A 14,981-nucleotide genomic window follows, 5' to 3' on the forward strand; every position below is an offset into this window, starting at 1 on the left:
TTATCATCGATTTTTTAACTGAATAATATTAACTTACTTGTATTAACAATTATTTAAATAAATATAACAACAGGATATAACATGAAAAAACTCTTACTTGGCTCAGCACTCGCCGCAGCAAGCTTTACAAGTACTGCCACTATTATCGAAATGAACACGAGCCAAGGTGTCATAGAAATTAACTTATTTGATCAACAAACACCTAAAACAGTCGCAAATTTTTTAAGTTATGTTCAAGATGATTCATATAACGAAACAGTGATTCACCGTTCTGTGAGTAACTTTGTTATTCAAGGTGGTGGATTTACATACTCTGATTCATTAGATGCGATTACTACAAAGCCAGCCGTAGAAAATGAGCCTGTTTTTTCAAACGTTAAAGGCACCATTGCAATGGCTAAGTTATCAGGCAATGAGAATAGCGCTACAAGCCAGTGGTTTTTTAATATGGCTAATAACAGCGCAGGAAGTGCAGCGCTAGATACACAAAACGGTGGTTTTACTGTGTTTGGGCAAATAACAGCTGCGAGTCAGTCTACTTTAGATAAAATCGCCGCATTGGTGCATTGTGGTGATACACCGGTGGTTGGTATTACCACTGAGCAATGCTCAAGCAATGATGTAACAATTAGCAGTGCTAATTTAGTGACTATTCAAAACGTGGCGGTAATGGATGATGATCCTAATTCAGCGGCAGGTCTTACTGTTACTGAAAATACGCTAATTGATTCTGACACATCAACAGATTCAGGTAGCAGTTCTGGCGGCGGATTAATTTGGCTTTTAGGTGCTTTTTTACTTGCGGTTCCTCGTTTAAAACGTGCTAAATAATTAAAATTAACGGTAATGTGGATGGCGTAAACCAGCCGCCCACATTATTATTAAACTTTGCTGTTTAAAGTAATACTCGCCAAACCATCGCAAGCCAAATTGAAAACACACAAGCACAACCTAGTAAAAACACTTTAAAACGTGCTCGTACGTTATTTTCACCTAAATGAATAACACTATGCACAATACGTGTTGCTACAAATAAACAGGCCAGTATAGCCACAAGTGTACTGGCGCTATTTAGCTGTAGTGCAAGTAAACACCCCGCGTAAAAAAGCACAGGTATTTCAAACTGATTTGAAAAGTTTCTATCTGCAACCCTAATAGTGTCGCCAGCCTTATCTAATTGCATTGTTTTAAAATCGCTTAAATCTAATTGTTTGTTTTTAGCTGCTGCAAAGCGCCTTTTACCCATAATGAGCATGACAACCAGTGAAAGCGTAACTTGTGCAAACATGGCAAGTATGATGATTTTTTCCATTGTTTTTCCTTATTATTATTTAGAGTTTGTGTATCTTTTGATATTGAATGATTTTTAATCTCGAAAGTTGGCAGACTCGCAACTAATAGCCGATTATGAAGACATTTTTCACAATGTGTTACACAAAATAGCGTTATTTTGTAGAAAGTTATTAATTGAAAATGTTAGTTTAGCTTAACTATATTGCTTTGAATTGGCGCATGCTATTTTGCGCAATGCTTTTTAATGGAAAACAAAAATGAAAAAGATTATTGGTTTTAGTGCTATCGCACTTGCAGTTTTAAGTGGTTGTTCAAATACAGCTTCGGTTTCTGTGGCGCCTCCGGCCTCTTTATTATCAGACACGTTAGTTGTAAGTCCTAACGATAACCGCGAATATAAAACACTTAAATTAGCAAACGACATTGAAGTTATTTTAGTGTCTGATCCTGGTGCTGAAAAGTCAGCAGCGGCACTAAGTGTAGGTGTAGGTTTACTACACGACCCGATGTCGCAACAGGGTATGGCGCATTATTTAGAACACATGCTGTTTTTAGGCACTGATCGTTACCCAGATACAAAAGGGTATTCTGATTTTATGACCAAAAATGGTGGCGCGCACAATGCGTATACTTGGCTCGATATTACTAATTACATGTTTAAAATTAATAACGACGCGTTTGATGAAGGGCTAGACCGTTTTGCCGACTTTTTTAAAGCACCTAAGTTATACCCTGAATACACAGACAAAGAAAAAAATGCAGTAAACGCAGAGTGGTCAATGCGTCGCGAAATGGACTTTTTTGGTCAATTTAAACTAGCGCGTAAAATGATGGGCGATCACCCAGCTAATCGCTTTTTAATTGGTAACCTAGAAACACTTGGTGACAAAGGAAATAGTTCTCTTCACAAAGAAACGGTTGATTTTTATAATAAATATTATTCTTCAAATGTCATGAAAGTAGCGCTTATTTCTAATTTACCTATTGCTGAAATGGAGCAAAAAGCACAAAAATACTTTGCTGATATAAAAAATAAACACATCGAAAAACCAGCAGTAACTGCAAAACTTGATTTTGATAACGCTGGCGGTAAACGCGTGTTTTATGCACCAAATGAAGATGTAAAACAGCTACAACTTGATTTCACCATTGCTAATAATAATAGCGAATTCGCGCTTAAACCAAACCGATTTGTAGCGTATTTACTAAGTAATGAAATGCCGGGCAGCCCAGCGCAACTGCTTCGTGACAAAGGGTGGGTATCTCAGTTGTCAGCTTCAGCTGCACCAAATCAATATGGTAACTACGGGTCATTAAACGTAAACGCAGAGCTTACAGATGAAGGCATGAAAAATCGTGACGAAATAGTTGCGACTATTATGCAGTACATCGATTTAATTAAAAAAGAGGGCGTTGATAGCAAGTACTTCAACGAAATTCGTACATCACTAAATAACCAGTTTAAGTTTTTAGAAAAAGGTGATGAGTTTAATTATGTAAGTTCACTTACACAAAGCATGCAAGACTATCCGTTAAATCACGCTATTAATGCACCTTACTATTATGCAAAATTTGACGCTGATGCTGTAAATAAAGTACTTGAGCAGTTAAATGCCGATACTCTTCGCATTTGGTATGTATCGCAGCAAGAAGAGACTGACTCGCAACTACACTTTTACGACGGTAAATACCGCATCAGTGACATTAGCGAACAAGAGATTGCAAGCTGGAAAAAACCAAGCGAATTTAAGTTAGCACTACCAACTGTAAACAATTTATTGCCTGAAAATTTTGCAATAAAAACTCAAGCATTTAAAGAGCAAAAACACCCTGAGCTTGCTTACGATAAAAATGGTGTAAAAGTATGGCGCCAAGCAAGTCAAAAATTTGCAGAGCAGCCAAAAGGGCTTGTTGAAGTTTATATAAATACTCAACCCGGTTTGAACGATATTAAGGCAGAAGTACTTTATTCTGTTTGGGCTGATTTATACAATATTCAACAAAGTCAGTTAAGTACCGAAGCAGCAATCGCTGGTATGAGTGTAAGCCTTGCGCCGAGTAATGGTCTTGTTTTATCTATGAGTGGTTTTACAGATAAACAAGATGTATTGCTTAAACAAGCTTTAACCGGATTAAAAGCCGATGAAACAGCACAAGCATTTAGCCAAGCAGTTGATCGCTTTAAACGTAATTTACTAAACCAACAAAAACAGTTTCCGTATGCACAAGCATTTGGCGAGTATTCAAAACTAACGCGTACAGGTGGTTTTGATACAGACGCGCTTATTAAAGCCGCTGACTCAGTGAGTGTTGCCGACTTAGCACAATTAAAAACAGCTACGTTTGCACAAAACGATTTACGCGTATTTAGTTACGGTAACTACAATCAGCAAGATATAGACGCGATTGCAGACGAATTAAGTGCAACATTACCAAGCAACCATAAACGCAGTGAATTTGCGCGAAGCAAAGCATGGTTGCCACAACCGGGCGAAACGCTGGTACTGCAAAAAGATATTGATGTAGCCGATGTAGCGGTGGTTGATATGACCGTTCACCCTGTTGCGGGTTACAAACAAAAAGCAGAAGCGGCTGTATTACAAAGCCACTTTAGAACAGTTGCGTTTGATAAAATGCGTACTGAGGAGCAGCTTGCATACGCAGTAGGTGCATTAGCTCGCCCAATCGAGGATTACTCAGCAATTGGTTTGTATATTCAAACACCGGTTAAAGGTCCTAAAGAAATACAAGCTCGTTTTGATAAGTTTAAAAAAGAATACGCAGTTGAACTTGATAACATGAGCGAAGAGACTTTTGAGCAGCTTAAAAATTCAACCCTAGTATCGCTTAAAGAGCAGCCTAAAAACTTAAGTGACGAAATGAGCCCACTTATAAACGATTGGTACCGTGAAAATTTTACCTTTGATTCTAAGCAAAAGCTGATTGATGAAGTTGAAAAAGTAACGCTTGCAGATATAAAAGACTACTACAAGCAAACAATGCTTAATCCTAATGCGGCACGTTTAAATGTGCAATTACGTGGTACTAAGTTTATAGAAAGTGACTTTGCCGATTTACCAAATCAAACTAAAATCACAACGCTTGATGCCTATTACAATGGTATTAAACTACAAAAATAAGCTTTATTTATACAGCTAAAAATAAACCCCAATGTATTGCTACATTGGGGTTTTTATTTAAGTAAATTTAAGCCATTATTAAAAAGCCTATAACAGCTAATGCCGCAGCAATTAGCGTGTAAGGCAATTGTGTAACGGCATGGCTCATTAAATTACAACCAGAGCCTTGCGCTGCGAGTACGGTTGAATCTGAGTAAAAACACGCTTGGCTACCAAAAGAAGAAGCCGATAATAGCGCACCAATGACCAGTGGTATGTTTGCATCAACCGCATTTGCCAGTGGCATAACAATCGGAATTGATACAGCAAAAATACCCCAGCTCGACCCTGTTGCAAACGCTAAAATAGCCATTGAAATAAATACCACGGCTGGTAAATATGCAGCAGTCATATAAGGGCTTAAGCTGCCAATAACAAACTGAGGTAAACCAATTAAGTCGCATACATCTTTAAATATAAACGCCGCTATAACAGTACCAATCGCGGGGATCATACTTTTAAAGCCATCAAGCATGCGCTCAATCATTTCACTTACGCTCATTAATTTTTGTAGTGCATAAAATGGGAGAGTGACCGCCATTGTTGCTAATAAGCCTTTGTATACGTCAATTTCAAAGTAAACAGTAAATGCAACCAGTAAAATAATCGGCACCAAAAAGTTACGTAATTTACCTTTAGGATCAGCGTCTTCAAAGTTTTCTTCAGCTGCTTTTACTGCGTATTCATCTGCCGTTTGAACGTTATTGTATTGAGCTGGATCGACTTGAGCTTGCTCAATTTGCGCCATTTGTTCTGCTTTTTTCATTGGACCAATCGCAGGAATAACACCCAACACAACAAGTAAAACAACAAGCACTGCAAACCACGCGTAAAACATGTACGGAATAGCTTGAATATAAACAGCAATACCTTTGCCTTCTTCAGCAATACCGTTATCTACCAATAAGCCACTAAAAAATACCGCCCAGGTAGATAAAGGGACAAGCACACAAATTGGTGCCGCAGTTGAGTCAACAACGTAAGCAAGCATTTCGCGGCTAACTTTAAATTTATCGGTAATGCGTTTCATGGTTTCACCCACGGTAAGCGCATTTAAGTAGTCATCAATAAAAATAACCACACCTAAACAAAAGGTCATGAACAACGATGAACGCTTACCTTTGGTGTACTTAAGAGCTAACTTGCCAAAAGCCGATGCGCCACCTGTACGCACTAATAGTGCGATAAGTGCGCCAAAACCACCACATACAAGTATTAGCCAGCCGATGGTTTCGTCTGTCATCACTTTTAGCGATGTACTCGCAAAGTTAGTAAGTACCTGTGCAGGGTCGGCTATAACTAAACCAACTAAAGCACCAATAAGTAAAGATAAAATAGGGCGGCGTAATACAACAGCCAATACAACCACCACTAACGGTGGTAGTAAACTCAACGCAGAAGGTTCAAGCATTTAAGTATTCACAAAATTAAAAGCATGCATCAAAATTAAATTAATTTTCAAGCTGCTTATACAAAAACAAAGAAGATGATAAGTTTGTTGTTAAATCATTTTCCAAGTCACTGCTTTTGTACGCGTGGGAGGGACACATAAACAGTTATGTTAAATAGCGGCTTAAGTGAAACGCGTTGGCTTTGGCGCCAGACGGTGCAAGGAGTGCAAACCGCTATTGTTGTGCCTGTAAAAACATCGGCGCAAAAATAATCCGCTTTTTAATTTCAGTCAACAAAAATTTACATGTTTGATAAAATTTTATTAGAGGCGGTTTAATAGAGTGCTTTGTAGCGCTAATTCCTTGATGTAAAGAGATGCCATTCATCAACTTAAAAAATTATTGAAGAAGCAGAAAAAAGTAAGATTCGACGGTAATTGATGATAAAACCGCCGTAATTATATTTTCACTTAATGATTAAAGTCTTGCTTGTTCTATTTGTTTTGCAACATTTAGGTTTATATTTAGCCATGTTGCTTCAAGCGTTGAAACTAAACCGTCGTATCCATCATCATCGATAGGCACTAGGTTTGAAAAATTATGAATACTTATAAGACGTCGGCCTGTTTCAGGGTGTGTGTAATATAAACGCCAAAGCCCTGAAATATCAGCGTTACCTTCCATATCGCCATTAAAGTGGTGAATTTCGTATTCAAGCTCATAAAACGTTTGCTGATCGAGTTCAGTAATGACCGGTAAGCCCTTTATTACCATCCAATTTGGCATAGCATTAAAAAGAGTTTGCTGGGCTGTTGCAGTGAGCATTACATCCGGCGATTCGCCCCACAGGTTGTAATTTGCGGCATGAATTTGGTTGCTATCTATTTTCATAGCAATACCTAAATTATTTAAAGCACCTCTAAGTACAACTGTTTGTATTCTTAATTGTGCGTCTGTGTCTGTCACATTTCGAGACGAGGCGCCAATAGGCTGCTCAAACTGGTAATACTGTGTCGCAGTTTGTATTGATGAACTACAACCTGCCAATAGTAATAATAAACTTGCAGTTAAAAATAACGATTTCATTATTGCTTCCTTGGTTTTGGATCTGCTGGTAATGATTTATCAAAAATTAGCATATTAGGTTGCTCGTTTAATCCGCGAGTTAGAGGCTGTAGGCCCTCGCTTAAACGTTTAAACTCTTTTAATGTTTGCTGTATTTGATGATGAAGTTCAGAACCTGCTTGGTAACTGGCCATGGTTTTATCAAATTGGCGCATAGTTACTTCAAACTGCTCCATACTTTTTGTCATCTTTTCGAAATTACGATTAAAGTCGCCTGGTAAGTTTTGTGTATCTTTTTGGCTTAGTAACTCTCGCGTTTCATTAGCAAGCGCTCGGTAATCGGTAAATGTGGCTTGCATTTGTTCTAAGCTATCTTCAACTTTTAAGTTATTTACTTTATTAAGTACGTCAGATACTTGGTCTGCTAATACGGTTATGCCGCTAGAAATACTCGGAAAAACATCATACTGCACAAGTTTACCTAGGTGTGCTTGCGGTGCATCTGGGTATATATCAAAATCAACGTACACTGCACCCGTTAATAAATTACCAGGCTTTAACGAGGCGCGCATACCACTTTCAATCCAGCCTTTTAAACTACCTTGCCAATACTCTTTAGCTGAGGCACTGTCGTGATACAAGCGTCCGTATTCTACTTTTATAAGTACTGGAACCGCCGTATTATGGTTTCTAAAGTGGGCAGGTTTACCGTCAATAATTACATTGGCAGGGGTTTCAACAACAGTACCTACACGCATACCTCTATATTCGACAGGAGCACCTGTGCGTAGTCCTCGAACTGATTGTTCAAATTCAATGAGGTAGTAATCAAAATCGTAAAAGCGCTCTTCTAGCGCTTCTTTATAGCTTTGGCTTAATGAAAAGCTATGCCCATCTTGTGCTATTTCACCCGGGGCCTGTTGTTCAGGTAAGCCAACCGAAATACCGCCTTTTAAAAGTTTACTTAAAGAGCCCGTATTAATATTGATGCCATCGGCAGATAGGTCAATTTCAATCCCTGCGTTCACCCAAAAAATAGAGTTCATGGTGATGAGATTTTGATAAGGTTCTTTAATAAATACGCCGTACTTCATTGCTTGGTTTTCCCAATCAAAAGTGGCGGTTTCTATTTGACCTATTTTGTAATTTTTGAAAAATATACCGGTACTCACATCAAGCACTTCAGCGTTGTAACTCATTAATTTGAAACGGCCACCTTTCACATCTTTACCAATGAGGGCGGGTTCGTCTTGTAATTTAAAACGCTCTTTTAGCTCTTTACTTTCACCGGGTGAAAACTCTAAATATACACCAGACAATAGCGTGCTCATTCCGCTAATACCCGTTTCATCAATGCGTGGTTTTACGACCCAAATTTTGGCATCATCAGTTAATAAGTTATTGTAGTTTTTGTCTATTTGCGCACGGGCAATAACGCTGTCTTGGGTGTCTGATAGTCGAACATGATCAATTTGACCTATTTTTACACTGCGCACTTTTATTTCAGTTTTACCTGCAATAATGCCCTCAGCTTGTGGCATTTCGATAAAAATTGTAGGGCCTTTATTAGCTTGGTATTGGTATAACATCCACATGCCCACTAACAGCGCAATTGCCGGAATGATCCAGATAGCGGAAATTTTCGGTTCTTTTGTTATTTCGGCAGTTTCGGTCATGCTTTGTTCTCTGATTTTTTGTTTTTAGGGGAATCCCACAACAAGCGTGGGTCAAAGGCATGGGCAGCCATCATTTGGCATATTACCATAACTGTAAAAAATACAATGCCTAATCCTGGTGTTACTGACATTAAATTACCCAGTTGAACTAAGGCAACTAAAATAGCAACCACGAATACATCTATCATCGACCATTTTCCAATAAACTCAGTCAGTTGATAAATTCGGGTGTAACTTTTTGTATGTCTATTGGCAGGCCTCGTTACCATAAAGCATAAAAAGCTCAATACAAAAGCTTTAGCAAGTGGCACCACAACGCTGGCTAAAAATATAATAGCGGCAATAGGGTAGGAGCCACTTTTCCAAAGTGTAATTACGCCACCAATTAAAGTTGAAGGGGATTCATCCCCAAGACTAGTGGTATGCATAATAGGCAAAACATTAGCTGGAATATAACAAACAACAGAGGTAATTAGCCAAGCTGCTGCTTTTTGTACGCTGTAAGGGTTTCTGACATGTGTTTTAGTATGGCAACGCTGGCATACATTACCTGTACAAAGTTGATGGCACACATGGCAAGCTTTAATATTTTCATCTATTGCACGTTTAGCATGCTCTGCGCCTTCGAGTACTTTTACAGGCTTTATTTGAGCCCATAAGCGTGGGCGATTTAAGTGAACAAGCGCGGCTATGTATAAAATAACAAACCCCACATAAGCCCAAAAACTCGTGCCAAAGCTAATATCAGCCAGCGACATGATTTTAACCATACTAACAAGTACGCCAATTAAAAATATTTCCGACATAATCCAGGGCTCTAACGCAAGGGTGAACTTTAGTAGTCGCCTTGCTATGCCCTCTGGTAATGTTTTTAAAAGCCCAAGATGCAAAGGAATTAAAATAAGAAGCAAACCCATAGGCAGAGCAATAATGCTCAAATCGATAAATAAGCCAAGCAGTTCACTATCGTAATTAAATAAAATCCGAGCCGCGTCGGGCAGAGTAATAGTTTGAGTAATACCACTACTGCTAAAAGAAATAAAAGGGTAAAACATACTGCTCAGCAGCATTAATAGTGCGCTAAAGCTTAGTGCAACTATACGACTATCGTGATTAACATCGGCTTCGCAAAGTTTATGGTGGCAATGTGGGCATATCGCCATTTGTTTTGCGATTATGCGAGGTATATCTATGATCAGATCGCAGCAGGGGCATACAGTTTGCAATTTAATACCAAGCAAGAAGAATATTTCTTCAATTTTGCTATATTTAATACATTAATACAACGCGTTCTGCTATCAAGCTGTTCGTTATATAAAGGAAGCATGTGAAATATTATTTTTACTACATATTAATGTGGCTCTTTATTTGCTCGCAAAATGCTGTGGCTATTAATAAAAGCCGCGTTAAATGCCAATGGATTTGCTAATATTAATGTGCAATATATGTCGAATAAACGCGCTGAGCATCAATTACATAATAAAGGAGTAGATATACTTTTAAATTATGCTGGAGGAATTAGTGCGGGTATTTATCCAAGTAAAACGGTACTTAGTTATGAAAATGTGGCCATTACACTCAAGCGAAATAAATATAACATCGATAAAATAGAAGGCATGTTTAATAAAAACGTTCTTGCTTTTCAAAATGCAACGGCATATCTGCCTCCTATATTTAAAAGGAATGTTAAACACTTTAGCTCATATCAAGAGGTTATTAATCAAAAAGCGCAGGTAGATAAGCTGTTAAAAGGTTGGGTTGATGTAATTGTGTTAGATAAGCGTATTTTTTACTATTACTACAATCAACATAAATCCCCCGAAGCTGTGCAAATTTACACTTTATTTCCAAAAGCAGATCGACCTGCTTATTTTAACAACTTCTCTTTAGCTACTGAGTTTGATATTGGTTTGGCGCTCATCAAGCAAAATGGTACTTATAAAAGGATTGTTGATGAAGGCCAAACCCATTCATCAATCAAATAAAGCCACTGTTTGACGTGTAAGCGCTATTAGCTCACCCGACTGCGACCATATACAGCCATCCTCTAAACCGTAACCATCTTTTGAATGATGAGTAATTGCTTCAAAGCCAAGCCATTCTCCAGGTGTTAAGTTTGGCTCTTGCACAAATTCTAAATACCACGACATGCTACTTGCAGGAGCGGGTTGTTTAAACATTTGTAAAAGTGTTGGCGGCCATGCATCGGTAAGTGCAATCACATGGGCTTCAGTTATTTGTTCGGGCGTATGTTTAAAGCGCATCCAGCCACCTAAATGAGAAGTTTCTGCACTACTAAATGGCATAGCACCTTGTTGGGGGCATAAATCAACATGTTGGAAAAATTCAGGCATCTGACCTTTTATAAAAGGTAACGTGTGGCGCTCATCTACTGGCTTTAAACCCAAAGACTTCGAAACAGGCACATTAATACCCGACTCTCTACTTTTAGCAAAACACGCTTGTACAATTACGCACACTTGTTCATTTTGAATCGCTTTGGCGAGTACCTGTGTACTGCTTTTACCTTGGCGCAGTATTTCAACAGACAATGAAAAAGAGGTATCGGCAAGTAATGGCCCTACAAAATTAGTACTGAGTGAAAGTAAGCGACGATCATCCGTTACCTTGCCTCTGATTGCTTGATATAACAGCGCAGCCGAAAGCCCACCAAAAGCAGTTCTGCCCTGACACCAGTTTTCTGGGAATTGCATTGTGCTAGTTGATTGTTCGGTATTGTCTGAATTTCCAATTTTTGAAGCTTGCTGAAGTAATTGTTCAAAATGCATAGAAGATATCCTTTTATAGTGCGATTTAATAAATTTATAACACAATCAAACTAGTCAGACCAGTAATTAAAAGCGACTCCAGCGGTGTAAAAATCATCATTCCTTACAATTATTAGGGTTATTTTGTAAATAAATCATAAAAAATGAATTTTTTTTCATTTTTACAGTTGAAATAAGTTTGGCGCATCCCTATTTACTATGTCATCGAACGTATTAACGAATATTGAAGTTGGAGAAGTTTCATGGGTAAAATTATTGGAATCGATTTAGGTACTACAAACTCTTGTGTTGCAGTACTTGATGGTGGCAAAGCACGTGTTATTGAAAACGCGGAAGGCGATCGCACAACCCCGTCTATTATTGCTTACACGCAAGACGGCGAAACATTAGTAGGTCAATCTGCTAAGCGTCAAGCGGTTACTAACCCGACAAACACATTATTTGCAATTAAGCGTTTAATTGGTCGTCGTTTTGAAGACGAAGAAGTACAACGCGATATCGGCATCATGCCGTTTAAAATTGTTAAAGCTGATAACGGCGATGCATGGGTAGAAGCGGGCGGCGAAAAACGCGCTGCACCACAAATTTCTGCTGAAGTACTGAAAAAAATGAAGAAAACAGCTGAAGACTTCTTAGGTGAAGAAGTAACTGAAGCCGTAATCACAGTACCTGCATACTTTAATGATTCACAACGTCAAGCTACGAAAGATGCTGGTCGTATTGCGGGTCTTGAAGTTAAACGTATTATCAATGAGCCAACTGCTGCGGCACTTGCTTACGGTATGGATAAAAACCGTGGCGAAAACGTAGTTGCAGTATATGACTTAGGTGGCGGTACTTTCGATTTATCAATCATTGAAATTGATGAAGTTGAAGGCGAGCACACTTTTGAAGTACTTGCTACAAACGGCGACACTCACTTAGGTGGTGAAGATTTCGATAACCGCGTAATCAACTACTTAGTAGCTGAATTCAAGAAAGATCAAGGCTTAGACCTTAAAAATGATCCGCTTGCAATGCAACGTGTTAAAGAAGCTGCTGAAAAAGCAAAAATTGAACTTTCATCTGCACAGTCTACAGAAGTAAACCTTCCGTATGTAACCGCTGATGCATCTGGTCCTAAGCACATGAACGTGAAACTAACACGTGCTAAGCTTGAGTCACTAGTTGAAGATTTAGTAACTAAAACAATTGAGCCACTTAAACGTGCACTTGCTGATGCTGATTTATCAGTAAGCGACATCAACGACATTATTCTTGTTGGTGGTCAAACACGTATGCCTTTAGTACAAAAAATCGTTGCAGAGTTCTTCGGTAAAGAACCTCGTAAAGATGTTAACCCTGATGAAGCAGTAGCCGTAGGCGCAGCGATTCAAGGTGGTGTACTTGCTGGTGACGTTAAAGATGTACTATTACTAGACGTTTCTCCATTATCTCTAGGTATTGAGACAATGGGTTCAGTAATGACTGCATTGATTGAGAAAAACACGACGATTCCTACTAAGAAATCGCAAACGTTCTCAACAGCTGAAGATAATCAATCTGCTGTAACAATTCATGTACTTCAAGGCGAGCGTAAACGTTCAAGCGACAATAAATCTCTAGGTCAATTTAACCTAGAAGGTATTCGTCCAGCACAACGTGGTACACCACAAATCGAAGTAACATTTGATGTTGATGCCGATGGTATCTTACATGTATCTGCGAAAGATAAAGATACAGGTAAAGAGCAAAAGATTACGATTCAAGCATCTTCAGGCTTAAGCGATGACGAAATTGAAGCGATGGTTCGTGATGCAGAAGCACATGCTGAAGACGATAAAAAGTTTGAAGAACTTGTAGCTGCTCGTAACCAAGCTGACGCTTTAGTTCACGGTACACGTAAGCAAATTGAAGAAGCTGGCGATGCATTACCAAACGAAGACAAAGAAGCAATTGAAGCTGCTGTTGTAGATTTAGAAGCTGCAATTAAGAGCGACAATAAAGAAGAGATTGAAGCTAAAACTCAAGCTCTTGCTGAAAAGTCTCAAAAACTAATGGAAATTGCTCAAGCGAAAGCACAGCAAGGTTCAGCAGACGCTGGCGAACAACAGTCAACTAAGCAAGACGACGACGTTGTTGATGCAGAGTTCGAAGAAGTGAAAGACGACAAGTAATTGTTGCTACCGCTTCTCGCTAGCCAAAAACACTTAACTCAGTTAGGTGTTTAGGTTAGGATGAACAATTGAGGCGCGCGAGCAATAGCTTGTCGCGCCTTTTGCATGTATTCAAGGTTTAAAAATTCAATGATAAATCGATGCGATTTATCGATTTATCCTGCAGCTTACGCTGTAAACAGAAAAGAGTAGTGTGATAGATATGTCAAAACGCGATTATTACGAAGTCCTCGGCGTAAGCAAAGATGCGAGTGAGCGAGACATAAAAAAAGCGTATAAACGCTTAGCGATGAAATATCATCCAGATCGTACCGCAGGCGATAAAGATCTCGAAATAAAATTTAAAGAAGTTAAAGAAGCGTACGAAATTTTAACCGACGATCAAAAACGTCAAATGTATGACCAACATGGTCACGCAGCCTTTGAACAAGGTGGTGGCGGTGGTCACGGTGGTTTTGGTGGCGGACATGGCGACTTTGGTGATGTATTTGGCGATGTATTTGGCGATATTTTTGGTGGCGGCGGTGGTCGACGTCAATCTCGTCAACAACGTGGATCTGATTTACGTTACAACATGGACTTAAGCTTAGAAGAAGCTGTTCGTGGTAAAGAAGTTGAAATTAAAGTACCTACATGGGTTGGTTGTGAGCCATGTGATGGCAGTGGTGCTAAAGCGGGTTCTAAGCCTAAAACATGTACTACATGTCATGGTGCTGGCCAGGTGCAAATGCGCCAAGGTTTCTTTGCTGTTCAGCAAACGTGTCCAACGTGTCAGGGACAAGGTCAAATTATTTCAGACCCTTGTAACAGTTGTCATGGACAAGGCCGCGTAGAAAAAACTAAAACGCTTTCAGTTAAAATTCCAGCTGGCGTTGATACAGGCGACCGTATTCGCTTAACGGGTGAAGGCGAAGCCGGAATGCATGGCGCGCCGTCGGGCGACTTGTACGTGCAAGTATCGGTTCGTGAACATGAAATATTTGTACGTGAAGCGAATAATTTATATTGTGAAGTACCAATTAGCTTTACTACAGCAGGCCTTGGTGGCGAAATTCAGGTGCCAACACTTGATGGTCGTGCAAAACTTAAAATACCGTCTGAAACTCAAACGGGCAAAATGTTCCGTATGCGTGGCAAAGGTGTTAAGTCTGTACGCAGTGGTGCCCAAGGCGATCTAATTTGTAAAGTGGTAATCGAAACGCCAGTTAATCTTAACGAGCGTCAACGTGAACTACTTCAAGAGTTAGATGAAAGCATGGGCACAGACAGCTCTAAAAACCGTCCTAAAGAGCAAGGCTTTTTTGACGGTGTTAAAAAGTTTTTTGATGATTTAACTAAATAAATTTAAATTATTATGAACAAAAAACGACGCTTTTAGCGTCGTTTTTTTTGCTTTAAACTTAATTTTTGTTACTGTGAATAAAAAAGATGA

11 protein-coding genes are annotated in these 14,981 nt (G+C 39.0%); 5 read left to right on the forward strand and 6 right to left on the reverse strand.

Translation table 11 applies throughout. The annotated features are described in order from the left end of the window. Positions 1-81 precede the first annotated feature (81 nt). Entirely contained in the window at positions 82-831 is a 750-nt protein-coding gene (locus GQR46_RS06335; RefSeq protein WP_165740445.1) for a peptidylprolyl isomerase, read from the forward strand. 64 nt (positions 832-895) lie between these two features. Here GQR46_RS06335 and GQR46_RS06340 read toward each other — a convergent pair whose 3' ends face one another. Then, on the reverse strand, positions 896-1,312 hold the full coding sequence (locus tag GQR46_RS06340; RefSeq protein ID WP_024593147.1) for an MAPEG family protein: 417 nt from the start codon (positions 1,310-1,312) through the stop codon (positions 896-898). A 238-nt stretch (positions 1,313-1,550) separates the two neighbouring features. Here GQR46_RS06340 and GQR46_RS06345 point away from each other — a divergent pair, with 238 nt between their 5' ends. Beyond that, positions 1,551-4,433: an insulinase family protein gene (locus tag GQR46_RS06345; RefSeq protein WP_165740447.1), complete on the forward strand. Its 2,883-nt coding sequence runs from the start codon at positions 1,551-1,553 to the stop codon at positions 4,431-4,433. 67 nt (positions 4,434-4,500) lie between these two features. Here GQR46_RS06345 and GQR46_RS06350 read toward each other — a convergent pair whose 3' ends face one another. The 4 genes from GQR46_RS06350 to GQR46_RS06365 all read right to left on the reverse strand — a co-directional run bounded on the left by GQR46_RS06350 (position 4,501) and on the right by GQR46_RS06365 (position 9,767). After that, positions 4,501-5,883 (reverse strand): Na+/H+ antiporter NhaC family protein, encoded by a 1,383-nt coding sequence (locus GQR46_RS06350; protein WP_007582429.1) that lies wholly within the window; start codon positions 5,881-5,883, stop codon positions 4,501-4,503. A 457-nt stretch (positions 5,884-6,340) separates the two neighbouring features. After that, on the reverse strand, positions 6,341-6,949 hold the full coding sequence (locus tag GQR46_RS06355) for a PqiC family protein (protein ID WP_007582431.1): 609 nt from the start codon (positions 6,947-6,949) through the stop codon (positions 6,341-6,343). Continuing rightward, the gene (gene pqiB, locus GQR46_RS06360) at positions 6,949-8,604 is read right to left on the reverse strand and encodes an intermembrane transport protein PqiB (RefSeq protein ID WP_165740449.1); all 1,656 of its coding nucleotides are present in this window, start codon (positions 8,602-8,604) and stop codon (positions 6,949-6,951) included. Before pqiB ends, GQR46_RS06355 begins: the two co-directional genes overlap by 1 nt. Then, positions 8,601-9,767: a paraquat-inducible protein A gene (locus GQR46_RS06365; protein WP_024593151.1), complete on the reverse strand. Its 1,167-nt coding sequence runs from the start codon at positions 9,765-9,767 to the stop codon at positions 8,601-8,603. Before GQR46_RS06365 ends, pqiB begins: the two co-directional genes overlap by 4 nt. 282 nt (positions 9,768-10,049) lie before the next feature. On the opposite strand from GQR46_RS06365, the gene GQR46_RS06370 reads away from it, so the two are divergent. Then, positions 10,050-10,589: a transporter substrate-binding domain-containing protein gene (locus GQR46_RS06370; protein WP_033010339.1), complete on the forward strand. Its 540-nt coding sequence runs from the start codon at positions 10,050-10,052 to the stop codon at positions 10,587-10,589. Here GQR46_RS06370 and GQR46_RS06375 read toward each other — a convergent pair. Further along, positions 10,578-11,393, reverse strand: coding sequence for a thioesterase family protein (locus GQR46_RS06375; protein WP_024593153.1), 816 nt, complete (start codon positions 11,391-11,393; stop codon positions 10,578-10,580). The genes GQR46_RS06370 and GQR46_RS06375 overlap by 12 nt on opposite strands. Positions 11,394-11,635: 242 nt before the next feature. On the opposite strand from GQR46_RS06375, the gene dnaK reads away from it, so the two are divergent. Next, entirely contained in the window at positions 11,636-13,549 is a 1,914-nt protein-coding gene (gene dnaK, locus GQR46_RS06380) for a molecular chaperone DnaK (RefSeq protein WP_008171317.1), read from the forward strand. Positions 13,550-13,751: 202 nt separating this feature from the next. Continuing rightward, complete coding sequence (gene dnaJ, locus GQR46_RS06385) at positions 13,752-14,891, forward strand: molecular chaperone DnaJ (RefSeq protein WP_010553942.1); 1,140 nt, start codon at positions 13,752-13,754, stop codon at positions 14,889-14,891. Positions 14,892-14,981: the final 90 nt, after the last annotated feature.

Origin of the sequence: Pseudoalteromonas sp. Z1A6, from assembly GCF_011378745.1 — a bacterium.
Classification (GTDB): domain Bacteria; phylum Pseudomonadota; class Gammaproteobacteria; order Enterobacterales; family Alteromonadaceae; genus Pseudoalteromonas; species Pseudoalteromonas arctica.